This window comes from Clostridium carboxidivorans P7 (assembly GCF_001038625.1).
GTDB lineage: Bacteria > Bacillota > Clostridia > Clostridiales > Clostridiaceae > Clostridium_AM > Clostridium_AM carboxidivorans.
On sequence record NZ_CP011803.1, the window covers coordinates 54921 to 69364 of the forward strand.

The window sequence follows — 14444 nt, forward strand, 5'->3', positions numbered from 1 at the left end:
ATGGCGATAAAAATATATATTAATGTAGGGGGAATTATAAATGGCAAGAAATTCTGAAAATAAAGATAAAAATGAAATAATATCAGAATTAGTAGAATTGGCGGCAAAGCCAATAGTAACAGCTAAAAGTTATTGGCATGAAAGTATTTATAATACATTAAGAGATAAAAAAGAAAAAATAAAAAGTGAAAAAGAATATTCAATTTATTTGGAGTCAGAGCTTATTTATTTTAGAAGCCTTTGGAACAAAGAGTTGGATTTTATGTATGCATGGGGAAAAGAAGAAAAAATTCCCGAACCAGGCAAGATTAATGATATTATTGTTTATATAGAACAACAGTCTGAAACTATTATAGAAAATGAAAAAATAATGTTTGAAAATGGCAAAAGTTTAGATAAAAATGATTTAGCATTTATAGAAAGATATACATCTATTACAGAACTACCTCAAAGGATCATTGCTTTAGAGGAAGACTACTTATATTTTAAAATTAGAGACTATATAACTTTAAATGTATATCAGTTCATATCACATAATGAAGAGTTAGCAGTAGATTTATTAAAGGATGATACTAAAGAAATGGTACAAAGAATTGCTGATTTAATTTCAAATTTTGCTGATGTGTGTATGTACATAGACTCCAAGGAAGAGTAAAAAGTATGTATGGTTATAGTAGTAACTATAATTCACGGTTTAAAAAGATGCGAAGCATTTTTTTAGAGGACAATTGACAGAGGACAGAGGACAGTGAAGGTAAGTTTTCCTCCCTACGTCGGAAAACTAATTTATTTTTAAAGCTTGTTTTTCTAACGCAAAAGAAGCTTGGAATTTATACAAGTCAACAATGTTTCACTTTAGTGAAACGAGTCATTAAAAATTTAATTAAAGATTTTTCGTAGCAAAGCGGAAAAAAATCATCCTTCACTGTCCTCTGTCAATTGTCCTCTGTCCTCTGAAAAAGTTGTGTCGCATTAGGTTTATATTAAATAAGAATTTTGTTTAATAATTAATATCATGGGGGGTAAGGTTTATGAAAGGAAAAATGAAGCTTCACACGCAAATTATAGCAATATTAATTTTTATGGCAATAATACCTCAATGTATTATAGCTTTTTTTAATTATTATTACGTAAAGAAAAATTTTAACAATATGTTTAATGATTATTTATACACTACTCTTGGAAAAATAGATGAAACAATTAAGTCTGTGGATCAAAGCAGCAAGGAGTCAGTTGACATGATATCTAAGAATACTAATAATCAAAATGTTCTTAAAGATACTAATGCTGCCAACTCAATTCTTGATTTTAACAATGTTTATGCGCAAAGTCATAAGGAAGTAAGTGCAGCCTATTTAGGTGCAAGTGATGGAAGAATGCTCGTACAGCCTAAGCAGAATTTGCCAGAGGGTTATGATCCACGAAAGAGACCATGGTATCCACAAGCAGTATCCAAAAATGGAGAAATATTTCTTACAGATCCTTATGAAGATGCCTTTAATAAAGGACAATATGTAGTCAGCTATGTAAAGTCAGTTAAGGACAATACTAGTGGACAAGTTATAGGAGTAGCTGGAATAGATATAAAGCTTACTCAAATTGCTCAACAAGTGGCTAATTCAAAAATAGGTGATTCAGGTTACGCAGCAGTAGTTGATGGAACAGGAACAATAATAGCACATAAGGATTCTTCTCTTATTGGAAAAAATTCTAAAGATCAAAAGTGGATAAACGATGTTGTTAATTCAGGAAAAACAGGAGTATTTGAAAAAATAAATGGTACAAATTATTTTGTATATAGTTTGAAAAATGCTGAAACTGGCTGGAAAATACTTGGCTTTATACCTGAAACAGAGTTTAATTCTAAAATAAATAGTATTCTAAAAATGATAGTTATTATAGGATTAATAGTTATCATTTTAGCAGTAGTAATTGGAAACTTATTTTCTAAATCTATTACTAAGCCTGTAGAGAATATTGAAAGAAGTTTAATTAAGCTTAGTAAGGGAGATTTCACAGAAAAAATAGATGAAGATGTAAAGTGTAGTACAGAAATACATTCTATAACAAAATCTTTGAATTTAATGATAGGTGAGGTAGTAGAAATAATTAGAGAAACCATAGAAAGTTCTAAACGTATAAAAGAATCTACAGAAGCTATGGTTAATATATGCAAACAATCTACTGGTGCAGGAGAAGAGATAGCTAAATCAATACAAGGTATTGCTAATGGAGCTTCAAATCAAGCACAAAATGTGGAAGATAGCTCTAAACTGGCTGAACTTTTAGGAGAAAAAGTAAAAGGATGTTTGGAGGATTCAAAACATATGCTAGAAGCTTCTAGTAGAGTTAAAGTTTCTACAGAAAAGGGTTTAGAAAATATAAATAAGTTGGTGGTTAGTTTTGATAAAACAGCTAAATCCAATGAAGAAGTTTTAGAAGAAGTAAACGTGCTTGCTGAAAATTCTAAAAAGGTTAATGAGATAACGGAAACTATAAAACAAATAACAGAACAAACTAATTTACTTGCACTAAATGCTAGTATAGAAGCAGCTAGAGCTGGTGAGGCTGGAAAAGGTTTTGCAGTAGTAGCAGAAGAAGTAAGAGAATTAGCAGAGCAATCAGGACAATCAGCAGAAGAAATTAATGCTATAGTAAATAAAATTGGAAGCAGTGTAAAAGCTGTTTTAAATAAAATTAATTATTCTACGGAAATAGGCATAGAAACAGGAAAGAGTGTACATCAAACTAATTCATCCTTTGAGGATATTGAGAGTGATTCAAAAATACTTAGAAGCAGCATAGAAAAAGTAAGCAGTGAATTAGAAGGTGTTGGTAAAGATAGAGAAAATATAGTAGAAGCATTTTTAGGTTTAGCTCGAATTGCTGAAGACACGGCAGCATCTACAGAAGAAGTTAGTGCATCATCACAAGAGCAAGCTAGTGGACTTAGTGAAGTTCTAGCATCAGCAGAAAAATTAAGCAATTTAACAGACGAACTGAATGCTGCAGTTAAAAACTTTAAAATTAATTAAAATTTTATTCTAGATTTTAGCCAGTGAAAATTGATCACTGGCTAAATGTTTCATATTATTTCGCTTTATTTTTTTTATATGAAAGTGTAAAATCTAATTAAAGTGTAATTTTATGAAAGAAGCAGTGATTGCAATGTCTATTGTGGTTATGTTTTTATAATAAAAGGAGGTATTTAAAATGTTTGATACTCATATACACACAAAAATTTCTTCAGATTCAAAAATGGAAATAGAAGATGCTATAAAATGTGCTAAAAGTAGAAATATATCCATGATAATAACTGAGCACATGGATTTAAAATTTCCTAAGGAAGGGCTGTTTTGCTTTGATGCAGCACAATATTTTGAAGAGTATGATAAATATAGAGGTGAAGATCTTTTACTTGGCGTTGAAATTGGAATGAAGAAGGATTGTATTCAAGAAAGTAAGAAGGTTGCCAAGAATAATCCTTTTGATTATATAATAGGATCTGTACATTTAGTGAATAATTTAGATATTTATTATGAAGAATATTATAAAGGAAAAAATAAAAGAGAAGCATATGAAAAGTATTTTATGTCCATGTTGGAATCTATAAAGACCTATGATTTTATAGATAGTATGGGACATATAGATTATATTTCAAGGTATGCTAAATATGAAGATAAGGAAATATATTATGAGGAATACTCAGATATTATTGATGAAATATTAAAGGTTTTGATAAATACAGATAAATGTATGGAACTTAATACTAGAAGGCTTAATGATGAAAATGCAGTAAAAAACATAATACCTATTTATAAAAGATTTAGAGAGCTTGGTGGACAAAATATAACTATTGGTTCAGATGCCCACAATACACTGTCTATTGGAAGTAATTTTAATGCAGCAAAAGACATTGCTAAATTGTGTGATCTAAAAATAGTATATTTTAAAGAAAGAAAGAAAGAGTATGAAAAAGATCAATAAGTTAATACGAGGAGGAATAAACTATGGATTTTACAAATGATTTAGATAGGGCTATGGAATGCTTACATAAGGGTGGAGCATTTTTAACTTGTAAAAGTGAAAATAAGTTAAATACTATGACTATAAGTTGGGGAAGTATTGGATTTATGTGGAAAAAGCCAGTGTTCACAGTAATGATTAGGGAATCAAGATATACTCGAGAGCTTATAGAGAAGTCAGGAGAATTTACTGTAACAATTCCACTAAACGACGCTATGAAAGAAGCATTAGCTGTTTGTGGTTCAAAATCAGGAAGAGATATAGATAAATTTAAGCAGTGTAATTTACAAGTAGAAGAAGGTAAAAGTACCTTTACTCCGGTTATAAAATGTAAGGCAATGCAATATGAATGCAAGATTTTATATAAAAATACTATAAGTTCTGATTCTATGGATAAAAATACGGAGAAGGAAATTTATAATGGTGAGAATTATCATACTATATATTATGGAGAAATTGTAAATTGCTATAAGGGTGAATAAAATCATGATAAATATCAAGAGCTAAATAGTTCTTGATATTTTATTTTATATCAATTGCTTGTTAAAAATAAATGATAATATTATTATTTATACAAGGAGTGATATTATGAGCCTTATAAAGAAAGTGTCAAAAATAAGCAATATTATAGCGAGTTCTACCAAGGAAAAAATAAAGTGCAGTTATTTGGAAATGAATATTAAAAGTTTAAATAAGAAACTTGAAAATATAGATGATAAAAAAGGAGCACATCTTATAATAAAAAAAGAAAATATACAGAAAAAAATAGAAGAGGAAAAAATAAATGAAAGTGAAAGAAGAAAAAAAGCAGCAGAGGAGCTAAAAAAACAAGTTGAAATTTCAAAAGTAAAAAGAAAAGAAGAAGTTAAAGATTTAAATAATATTCAAAAGGTAAAAAAAGAATTTGAAGAACTTCCAATAGCAACAGCAATAGATGATTTAGTTTCGGGAGTATCTGATATTGAAAAGGTACAAGAATTAGTGAAAAAGAGTCCAGAGAATATTTATGTTTGGCTTAATTTAGCAGAGACCATAAAATTTCATAAAAAAGCTTTTTTGATTATAAATGGAATAAAGGCACCTTGGGATATGGTTGGAAGTACTATTGATTTGACTATGGAATTTGTAGGAGGAGCAATAGAGGATAATGTAGATAAAAACAAATGGACTTATGAAAGAGCTATTAATCAAGCTATAAAATTAGGAGCCACAAGAAAACAGATAAGAGAGTTTGCAGAAAATTATAAAAAGAATCTAGTTATTTCAGGTATAAAAGGCACATCTCATATGATTTCGAAACAAGGTAAGAAGCTTACTAAAACTAGTGAGAGAGTCATAGATTTTGCAGTTGATAAATTTCTGCTAAAAAACAATAAGAAATAGAGGAGAGACACATAATATGAATCCTTTAGCCAATAAAATAAGACCTAAAAATTTAGATGAAGTAATAGGACAGAAACATTTATTAGGAGAAGGAAAAATACTTCAAGATATGATAAGTTCAGGTCATCTAATGAACATGATTTTTTATGGACCTCCAGGTACAGGAAAAACTACTGTAGCTAATATAATAGCTTCTGCTACAGGAAAAAAGTTTTATAAATTAAATGCTACGACAGATTCCTTAAAAGATATTAAGGATATCATAAAGGATTTAAATACCATAATGGGATATAATGGTGTAATTCTTTATATAGATGAAATTCATCATTTTACTAAAAGAATTCAACAAAGTTTATTAGAATTTATTGAAAACGGGCAAATAACATTAATAGGCAGTACTACGGAGAATCCATATTTTTATATATTTAAAGCTATTTTAAGTAGATCTATAGTATTGGAATTTAAGAAGCTTACTAAGGAAGATATAGTAAAAGGTTTGAAAAGGGCATTGGAACTTATCAAAGATGATTTTCCTGGGAAAATTATAAGCTATGATGAAGCAGCGTTAGATTATATGGGAGAACTATGTGAAGGCGATTTGAGAAGAGCTTTAAATATATTAGAGTTAATATTATATTCTAATTCTTTAAGAGAAGATAAAGTTCATATTACAGTGGATTCTGTAGAAAAGTTTTCACAGAAAAAAATATTAAATTATGATAGAGATGGAGATAGTCATTACGATATTTTAAGTGCATTTCAGAAATCTATAAGAGGCAGCGATGCAAATGCAGCAATATTATATCTTGGAATGCTTATAAAGGCAGGAGACTTAGCTTCAATATGCAGAAGACTTTTAGTTATTGCCTCGGAGGATGTGGGTCTTGCTTATCCTCAAGCTATATCCATAGTGAAAGCTTGTATTGATTCAGCATTACAATTAGGATTTCCTGAAGCAAGAATACCACTTTCAGAGGCTGTTATACTTTTAGCTACAGCACCTAAATCTAACTCAGCAATTTTAGCTATTGATTCTGCACTTAAAGACTTAGAAACCTTGGATGTTGGAGAAATACCTTTATATCTTAAAGATGGACATTATGAAGGTGCAAAAGTCTTAGGAAGAATGCAAAATTATAAATATCCGCATAATTATAAAAATAGTTATGTAGAACAACAATACCTCCCAGATAACGTAAAAACTAAACAATATTATAGCTTTGGTAATAATAAAATGGAGCAAATAAGCAAAGCATATTGGGATAAAATTAAAGAAAAATAAGGAAGCATGATTGTTCAATTTTTACAGTTTAAATGCATTTGTATAAAAAGATTTTAAAATAATAAAGTATAAATGTAAAATGGCAAACAATGATTATTTTGCTATTTTGTAAACATATTAAGATAGGAGAGAGGTTACATGAATAATGAAAAAGAAGATATTTTGAAAGTACTTATAAATAATCCGTATTACATAAAGTCTATTGATAATCCTACAGAGGAAATGCAAATGATAGCTATAAAAAAGGATGGCATGCTTTTAAAATATATAGCAAACCCTACAATTAAAATTCAATATGAAGCCTTAAAGTCCAATAAGTGGGCTATTGAATATATAAAGGAACCAACAGAGGAAATGTGCAGTTTTGTAGTGGAACAAGCTTGGAATGCAATTAAATATATTAAAAATCCATCTAAAGAAATTTTAGTTAAGGCTATAAAGCAAAAAGGATGGGCTATTCAATTTTACAAGGATCCACCTGAAGAAATTCAAATTATGGCAGTGGAAAAAGATTGGGATTCTATTAAGTATATAGAACAACCAACGGAGAAAGTAAAAGTTAGAGCAGTTGAAATGGAATGGAATGCCATAAAATATATAAAAGAACCATCTATGAAAGTTCAAAGAATAGCTGTGTCTAAAAATGAAGAGGCTATAACGTTTATTAAAAATATAACAGAAGAAACGTGGAAGAATTTTATTGAAGATAATATTAAGGTCCTAAAGTATGTAGAAAATAAAATTTCTCAAGTTGATATAGAAGAAATTATTAAAGATAAAATTAAAAAAGAAGATGTTAATAAGGATTATATTATAGATTTTATAAAAGATAGTACTTTAAAAATTGATAAGATTAAATTTATATATAAATATGGCAGCATGAAGGCTAAAGCTACACTTTTAGATTATAAGCTTTCAATATCAAATAATCTTTAATTAAAATGTTAATTTCCACGTTACAAAATCAAGTATGATATGAAAATTTGAATAAAAGAAAGGGGAAATAAAAATGAATTTTACAGATGCACTATTAACAGTAGAATTAGTTATTAAAAGTGACTCAGTACCTTTGATTGTAGGTGAAAGTGGTATAGGAAAAACTGCACTGGTTAAAAGTTTAGCACAAATGCATAATTATTATAGTATAGGCATAGATGGCAATATGCTTAAGGAGGGCGAAATTGGAGGGTTACCTACAGTTGAAGAATATAAGGTAAATGTGGATGGAAATGTAGAAATAAGAAAAAAGACTGTATACGCAATACATACAAAACTTTTAGAAATACACAATGTTTTGAAAAAGGATCCCAACAAAAAAATATTGTTGTTCATCGATGAACTAAATAGGTGTGAACATAGTGTACAGCAAGAGCTTATGAATATAATATTAAACAGAGAAATAAATGGGTATAGGTTACATGATAATGTAAAAGTTATAGCTGCTATGAATCCATCTAATAAATATGATAATTTTGCCAATACAGATTACCAGGTAGTAGATATGGATCCTGCACAAGAAGATAGATTTGTTTGGATTGAAATGGAAGCAGATGCCAGGTCATGGCTTCAGTGGGGAATGAAGAAGAACGATAAAAATGGACAAACTAACATACATGAAGAAGTATTGGAGTTTATAGCAAACTTTCCTGAATATTTGAGTACTCCAAATTCAAAAGAATACATAAAGGCTACCCCAAGAAGCTGGGAAAGAGTGTCTAAAGCTTATAGAGTCTACTTAAATAGTAAAAATGAAATACCTTCTAGAATATTTTATAATGTTGTAAAGGGAAATTTGGGTGCAAGCATTGCTCAAGATTTTTATAATTATTTAGAAAATAATAAAAATCCTCTAATAAAGCCAGAAAATATATTTATAGATGAGAATATAAGTGATGAGCTGAAAGAAAGAATAGAAAGTGAAAGCCATTCTAGATTATATCTTACTGCTAAAAATGCATTGAATTATCTTAATAATAAAGAACATGGAAAAAGAGAGATTAGGTTATTATCAGAATTATTGCAATGTTATCCTGCAGATTTAAAAATGAGTATAATGCAAGAAATAAAATGGAATTATGAAGATAGTTTATATAAGGAATTTTTAGAAGAGCCATCTTTTGTAGAAGGATACTTTGATGTATATGAAATGGTAAATTCTTAGAAATTTGAATGAAAAAGGGTGATTTAAATGGAGGAAGTTAATAAGTTTGAGGATTTGAGAATTAAATTATTAAATGAAGTAATTCAGTGGGACAACAAGCCTAATTTAACAAAAGAATTTAAAGAAAATTTTTTTAAATTACTAGAACTTTGTACATTTTCTATGATGCAGGATAAGGATAATTTTTTTGCTCTTTTTACAGTTCAAATGAAAAGAGAAATAAGACTGGATTTAGATACAGCAGTGGGTAATATGGCATCGTTAACGCATTTTAATATATACTTTAATCCTTATATTTTTTTACAATGTTCTATTGAAGAGATGAAAGCATTAATAAAACATGAAATCTACCATATCATGAACAATCATTTAAAAAGAGCTAAATCTATAAGAGGAAAATATAGTTCTGTAGCTATAAGCAAAGCTATGGATGTATCAATTAATCAGTACATAGATAAACTTCCAGCTTGGTCCGATAATTTAACTAATGTAAGTCTTACTTATAATATAGATTTAAAACCTAATGAAAATATGGAATACTATGCTAAAGAAATTCAAAAGGGTATAGATAAATTAAAATCCAATAAGGGTAAAGAAATTATTGAAAATAGAGATGATAAAAATAGTAAATTAGTAAAAAAGGAGCATGATAGTGCTCATGCTCATGATTTATGGTGGTATTCAGAGGATGATCTCAATTTAGAACAATTAAAGGATCTTATAAAAAAAGTAGCTAATAATGCTAACAAGGGAAAAATTCCTAGTGAGATTCAACAAATAATTGATGATCTAAATAAAATACCTGAAATATCATGGAAAGATTATTTAAAAAAGATTATAGGAACATTACCATCAGGTCACAAAAAAACTATTACAAGAAAAGATAGAAGGCAACCATATAGATTGGAATTGAGAGGAAAGCTTAATAATCACATAGCTCAAATAATTATAGCAATAGACATAAGCGGCAGTATAACAGATGGAGAGATAGATCAAATAATGACAGAAGTTTTTAATATTATAAAAAGTTATCCTTCAGAAATAACGATTATAGAATGTGACAATCAAATAAGAAGAGTGTATAAGGTGAAAAATAAAAGAGATATAAGAAAAAAGCTAGATACTAGAGGTGGAACTTCATATTCTCCTGTATTTGAATATATTTATAGTCATAGAATGAGGAATCATCTGCTTATATACTTCACAGATGGGGTTGGAGAAAAAGAGCTTACCTGTATGCCTATAAACTATAAAACACTTTGGGTAATTACAGGAAAGGGGGAGAGCTTATCATTAAATAACTCATATGGTGAAGTAAAAAGATTATCAAATATAAAAGTGGAAAAACCAGATCCCACATATGCTAAAGATACTATGAAAGATATGCTTGTAGAATGGCAAAAATAAAGTAAAGTTTATTGTTGACAACTTTACTCTGGTTTGATATTATATATTTATAAAGCATAGTAAAATACTCAACATTAAAGGAAGTGGTTAAGTGAAGCTATCAACTAAGGGACAATATGGAGTAAAAGCTATGGTTGATTTGGCTGTTCACTATGGTGAAGGACCATCATCCATAAAAAGTATAGCAGAAAGACAGAATATTTCTGAATACTACTTAGAGCAATTATTTTCACCTCTTAGGAAGGCAAATTTGATAAAAAGCATAAGAGGAGCTCAAGGCGGTTATGTACTTGAAAGAGAGCCAAAGGATATGACTGTGTTTGAAATAATGGAAGTATTAGAAGGACCAGTAGAAATATCTAAATGTATAGATGAACACAATGAAAATTCTTGTGGTAATATGGATTGTTGTGCTACTAGACTTTTATGGTCAAGAATAAAGGAAAGTATAGATAGTGTTATGAAAGCTACCACTCTTGAAGACATGGTAGAAGATTATAAAAAAATGAAAAGTAACAAGGTGAAAGGGGATAATATTAATGAATAAAAATGTTTATATGGATTATTCAGCTACTACTTATACAAAGCCTGAGGTACTAAAGGAGATGCTTCCATATTTTACAGAATATTTTGGAAACCCATCCTCATTATATTCAATGTCAGATGCGCCTAGAAAGGCTATAGATAAAGCAAGAGAAAGAGTAGCTAAAGCACTAAATGCTTCTAAAGATGAAATATTCTTTACTGCAGGAGGTTCTGAAGGTGATAACTGGATATTAAAAGGTATAGCCTTTGCAAATAAAAACAAAGGAAATCATATAATAACTACAAAAATAGAACATCATGCCATATTACATACAGGTAAGTTCTTAGAGAAAAGTGGTTTTGATGTAACTTATTTACCAGTAGATGAGTATGGACTTATAAGAATAGAAGATTTAAAGAAAGCAATTACAGATAAAACTATACTTGTTTCAGTAATGTTTGCTAACAATGAAGTAGGTTCAATTCAACCTATAGAAGAAATAGGAAAGATATGTAAAGAGCATAATATTTATTTCCATACTGATGCAGTGCAAGCTGTAGGACATGTGAAGATAGATGTGCAAGCTATGAATATAACTGCATTGTCTTTAGCTGGACATAAGTTCTATGGACCTAAGGGTGAAGGTGCATTATATTTAAGAAAAGGAACTAGAATAGAAAATTTAATTCATGGTGGAGCACAAGAAAGAGGAAAGAGAGCTACTACTGAAAATGTACCTGGAATAGTAGGTCTTGGTAAAGCAATAGAAATTGCTGTAGAAGAATTAGAACCAGAAGCTAAGAGATTAACTAAACTTAGAGATAAGCTTTTAAATGGTCTTGTAGAAAAGGTTCCTTATGTTAAAGTTAATGGACCAATAGGTGAAAAGAGAATGCCTGGAAATGTTAATGTAAGTTTTATTGGAATAGAAGGAGAAACTTTATTATTAGATTTAAATGATGCAGGTATATTTGCTTCTACAGGAAGTGCGTGTGCATCAGGATCATTAGATCCATCTCATGTACTTTTAGCACTAGGTTTAAAACATGAAGTAGCTCATGGTTCATTAAGATTAAGCTTAGGCGCAGGAACTACTGAAGAACAAGTAGATTATGCACTAGAAGTAATACCTAAAATAGTTGAAAGAAGAAGAGAAATGTCACCACTTTGGGAAGATTTTATAAAAACAGAAAATGCAAAGAAAGAAGGTAGATAAATATGATGTACAGTGAAAAAGTTATGGATCACTTTAGAAATCCTAGAAATGTAGGAGAAATTCCAGATGCTAATGGTATTGGAGAAGTTGGAAACCCACAATGTGGAGATATAATGAAAATATATATTAAAGTTGAAAATGATATAATTGAAGATGTAAAATTTAAAACTTTTGGATGCGGATCAGCTATAGCATCTTCAAGTATGGCTACAGAACTTATAAAAGGAAAAAAGGTTGATGAAGCTTGGGAATTAACTAACAGAGCAGTAGCTGAAGCTTTAGATGGACTTCCACCAGTAAAAATGCATTGCTCAGTTCTTGCAGAAGAAGCTATTCATAAAGCTATAAATAATTATAGAGAATCTCAAGGATTGGAACCTTGGGCAATGAAGACACATTCAGAAACTATTCATGAACATGTGCACGGAAATTAAAATATAATTTATAAAAATATAACCTTATTTTGAGGTTATATTTTTTTTGCCATTGCACAAAATACAGCAAAGGAAGTTATTCAAGTTTTATAACTTAATTATAAATAGAGGTGATGAAACTTGTATAGATCAAAAGATTTTACACTTATGGATGTTATAAATGTAAATGGCAAAAAACTCGGATTTATAAATGATTTGCTTGTAGATTTTTATATGAAAAAGATAATAGGATTTAGTATTGCTCCATATGGGCTATTGAAAAAAACTTTAAATGTACTTATAGAAGATGTAGTTAGTTTTAATTCGGTAATGGTTATTACAAAAACAACTTCAGCAGATTTTTTGCAATTTAAAAGTATTAAAGATATGGATGTGAGAGATGAAAAAGGCAATATATTGGGTATGGTAGAAGATATAATATTTGATAAAATGTCTTTCAAAATAAGTTCATTAGTAGTATCTATGGGTTTTATAACTAATTTTTTATCTGGTAAGAAAATAATATTGATTAAGGATATTTTAATAGGAGAAGAAAGTTTGTTGTTTAATGGAAGAAGTGAAAACCTAAGTTTTTGTAGTTTACCACATAAATTGTTTACGGAAGATGATTTGAATGAAAAAAGTTAAAAGAATATATAAGTACATATTAACTATTATAATTGTATTTTTAATAATACTTCTATGTTTAAGAAGTTCTGCTATTAGAGAAGCAATATATTTACTGTTCATTTCTTTTATAATTGCTTATACTTTAAGACCAATGAATAAATATATGGAGCAAAATGGAATAAGAAAAAAATTTGCAGCAGTAAGTCTCATATGCATTTTAATATTAATTACAATGACAATTTTTTTGCTAATTGTACCATCTGCTTTTAAGGAAAGTTTAAATATAAGTTATACAATAGATAAAATACAGAAAATTATAGATAATTTATATTTAAAGTTAAAGCCTATAAGTAACAATAAAACCATTTATGCAGTAATGAATAATGTATCCATAAAGATAAATAATCAATTAATTAGTTTATTTTCAAAAATATTTGATTCAGCCTTAAATATAGGTCAAAATATAGTATCTATTGCGGTTATACCTATAATATCTTATTATTTTTTAGCAGATGGAGACAATATAGCAAATAAATTATTAAATTTTTTTCCAATTAACAGCAGGAATATGGTAAAAAAAATAAGCAAGGATATAGATAAAATATTAGGTAGATATATAGTTAGTCAGCTGCTTTTATGTGCATTTATTGGAATTGTAACTTTTGCAATTTTAATATTTCTACATATAGATTTCCCTATAATTTTATCCATACTAAATGCCTTTTTTAATATAATACCCTATTTTGGACCAGTTTTTGGAGCTGTGCCTGCAATTTTTATAGCACTGATTAAATCGCCACAAAAAGCTATGTGGGTATTGATATGGTTATATTTATTACAACAAATAGAAGGTAATATATTATCACCTAAAATTACAGGGGATAGTGTAAATATGCATCCACTTATGGTTATAATATTACTTGTAGTAGGTGGAAAGATTGCCGGTTTTCTAGGAATGATACTTGCTATTCCAGTAGGAGTTATGATAAAGGTAATTTATGAAGACTTGAATTATTACTTATTTTAAATAAGTGTAATTCTAATTTATGTAAATTTTGCGATTTATTAGCTGATACTGTTGACATATGAATTATTTTTAATTATAATTTGTATCATAATTAGATATGAAGGCAATGATTGGAAGGAGTATTTATATTTCTACATAAAGAGAAGAAGTGGAAGGTGAAAACTTCTTGTAGGATATACTGAAGCAGTCCAGGAGTCATAAGCTTTAAAGAGACACAGCTTTATTTTAAGAAGTGATTACTGAACTCAAGTTTTAATTTTCATGTATTTATAAATTAAAACGTTTTAGCTGTGTAATTAGGGTGGTACCACGGAAACAGCTTTCGTCCCTTTTGGGATGGAAGTTTTTTTGTTACAAAACATTAAGAATAAAG

The 14444-nt window shown here is 28.8% G+C and carries 14 protein-coding genes and 1 other annotated feature; all 14 genes read left to right on the forward strand.

The window, feature by feature from the left end; all coding sequences use genetic code 11:
* The first annotated feature begins 40 nt into the window (after nt 1–40).
* The 14 genes from Ccar_RS00310 (at nt 41) to Ccar_RS00375 (ending at nt 14071) form a co-directional block, all read left to right on the forward strand.
* Nucleotides 41–655, forward strand: coding sequence for a hypothetical protein (locus tag Ccar_RS00310; RefSeq protein WP_007061403.1), 615 nt, complete (start codon nt 41–43; stop codon nt 653–655).
* A 376-nt stretch (nt 656–1031) separates the two neighbouring features.
* Complete coding sequence (locus tag Ccar_RS00315) at nt 1032–3035, forward strand: methyl-accepting chemotaxis protein (RefSeq protein WP_007064519.1); 2004 nt, start codon at nt 1032–1034, stop codon at nt 3033–3035.
* 178 nt (nt 3036–3213) lie between these two features.
* Complete coding sequence (locus Ccar_RS00320; RefSeq protein WP_007063748.1) at nt 3214–3987, forward strand: histidinol phosphate phosphatase; 774 nt, start codon at nt 3214–3216, stop codon at nt 3985–3987.
* 23 nt (nt 3988–4010) lie between these two features.
* Nucleotides 4011–4508, forward strand: a complete 498-nt coding sequence (locus Ccar_RS00325; RefSeq protein WP_007063747.1) for a flavin reductase family protein — start codon at nt 4011–4013, stop codon at nt 4506–4508.
* Nucleotides 4509–4614: 106 nt separating this feature from the next.
* Entirely contained in the window at nt 4615–5409 is a 795-nt protein-coding gene (locus tag Ccar_RS00330; protein ID WP_007063746.1) for a hypothetical protein, read from the forward strand.
* A 16-nt stretch (nt 5410–5425) separates the two neighbouring features.
* On the forward strand, nt 5426–6691 hold the full coding sequence (locus Ccar_RS00335) for a replication-associated recombination protein A (protein WP_007064518.1): 1266 nt from the start codon (nt 5426–5428) through the stop codon (nt 6689–6691).
* A 138-nt stretch (nt 6692–6829) separates the two neighbouring features.
* Nucleotides 6830–7627, forward strand: coding sequence for a hypothetical protein (locus tag Ccar_RS00340; protein ID WP_007063743.1), 798 nt, complete (start codon nt 6830–6832; stop codon nt 7625–7627).
* Nucleotides 7628–7700: 73 nt separating this feature from the next.
* Nucleotides 7701–8852, forward strand: a complete 1152-nt coding sequence (locus tag Ccar_RS00345) for an AAA family ATPase (protein WP_007063742.1) — start codon at nt 7701–7703, stop codon at nt 8850–8852.
* A gap of 27 nt (nt 8853–8879) precedes the next feature.
* A complete protein-coding gene (locus Ccar_RS00350; RefSeq protein ID WP_007063741.1) occupies nt 8880–10259 on the forward strand; it encodes a vWA domain-containing protein in 1380 nt (459 codons plus the stop codon).
* A 91-nt stretch (nt 10260–10350) separates the two neighbouring features.
* Nucleotides 10351–10806, forward strand: a complete 456-nt coding sequence (locus tag Ccar_RS00355) for an RrF2 family transcriptional regulator (protein WP_007063740.1) — start codon at nt 10351–10353, stop codon at nt 10804–10806.
* Entirely contained in the window at nt 10799–12001 is a 1203-nt protein-coding gene (gene nifS / locus Ccar_RS00360; protein WP_007063739.1) for a cysteine desulfurase NifS, read from the forward strand. Before Ccar_RS00355 ends, nifS begins: the two co-directional genes overlap by 8 nt.
* A 5-nt stretch (nt 12002–12006) precedes the next feature.
* Nucleotides 12007–12435: a Fe-S cluster assembly scaffold protein NifU gene (gene nifU / locus Ccar_RS00365; RefSeq protein ID WP_029161411.1), complete on the forward strand. Its 429-nt coding sequence runs from the start codon at nt 12007–12009 to the stop codon at nt 12433–12435.
* Between the two features lie 120 nt (nt 12436–12555).
* Nucleotides 12556–13062, forward strand: coding sequence for a PRC-barrel domain-containing protein (locus Ccar_RS00370; protein ID WP_007063737.1), 507 nt, complete (start codon nt 12556–12558; stop codon nt 13060–13062).
* On the forward strand, nt 13049–14071 hold the full coding sequence (locus Ccar_RS00375; RefSeq protein WP_007064515.1) for an AI-2E family transporter: 1023 nt from the start codon (nt 13049–13051) through the stop codon (nt 14069–14071). The genes Ccar_RS00370 and Ccar_RS00375 overlap by 14 nt, the downstream gene beginning before the upstream one ends.
* 97 nt (nt 14072–14168) lie before the next feature.
* Nucleotides 14169–14404, forward strand: a binding site (T-box leader).
* Nucleotides 14405–14444: the final 40 nt, after the last annotated feature.

Coding starts and splice junctions, on each gene's coding strand:
- Ccar_RS00310 (WP_007061403.1), top strand. CDS start 41: ATGGCAAGAAATTCTGAAAATAAAGATAAAAATGAAATAATATCAGAA.
- Ccar_RS00315 (WP_007064519.1), top strand. CDS start 1,032: ATGAAAGGAAAAATGAAGCTTCACACGCAAATTATAGCAATATTAATT.
- Ccar_RS00320 (WP_007063748.1), top strand. CDS start 3,214: ATGTTTGATACTCATATACACACAAAAATTTCTTCAGATTCAAAAATG.
- Ccar_RS00325 (WP_007063747.1), top strand. CDS start 4,011: ATGGATTTTACAAATGATTTAGATAGGGCTATGGAATGCTTACATAAG.
- Ccar_RS00330 (WP_007063746.1), top strand. CDS start 4,615: ATGAGCCTTATAAAGAAAGTGTCAAAAATAAGCAATATTATAGCGAGT.
- Ccar_RS00335 (WP_007064518.1), top strand. CDS start 5,426: ATGAATCCTTTAGCCAATAAAATAAGACCTAAAAATTTAGATGAAGTA.
- Ccar_RS00340 (WP_007063743.1), top strand. CDS start 6,830: ATGAATAATGAAAAAGAAGATATTTTGAAAGTACTTATAAATAATCCG.
- Ccar_RS00345 (WP_007063742.1), top strand. CDS start 7,701: ATGAATTTTACAGATGCACTATTAACAGTAGAATTAGTTATTAAAAGT.
- Ccar_RS00350 (WP_007063741.1), top strand. CDS start 8,880: ATGGAGGAAGTTAATAAGTTTGAGGATTTGAGAATTAAATTATTAAAT.
- nifS (WP_007063739.1), top strand. CDS start 10,799: ATGAATAAAAATGTTTATATGGATTATTCAGCTACTACTTATACAAAG.
- nifU (WP_029161411.1), top strand. CDS start 12,007: ATGTACAGTGAAAAAGTTATGGATCACTTTAGAAATCCTAGAAATGTA.
- Ccar_RS00375 (WP_007064515.1), top strand. CDS start 13,049: ATGAAAAAAGTTAAAAGAATATATAAGTACATATTAACTATTATAATT.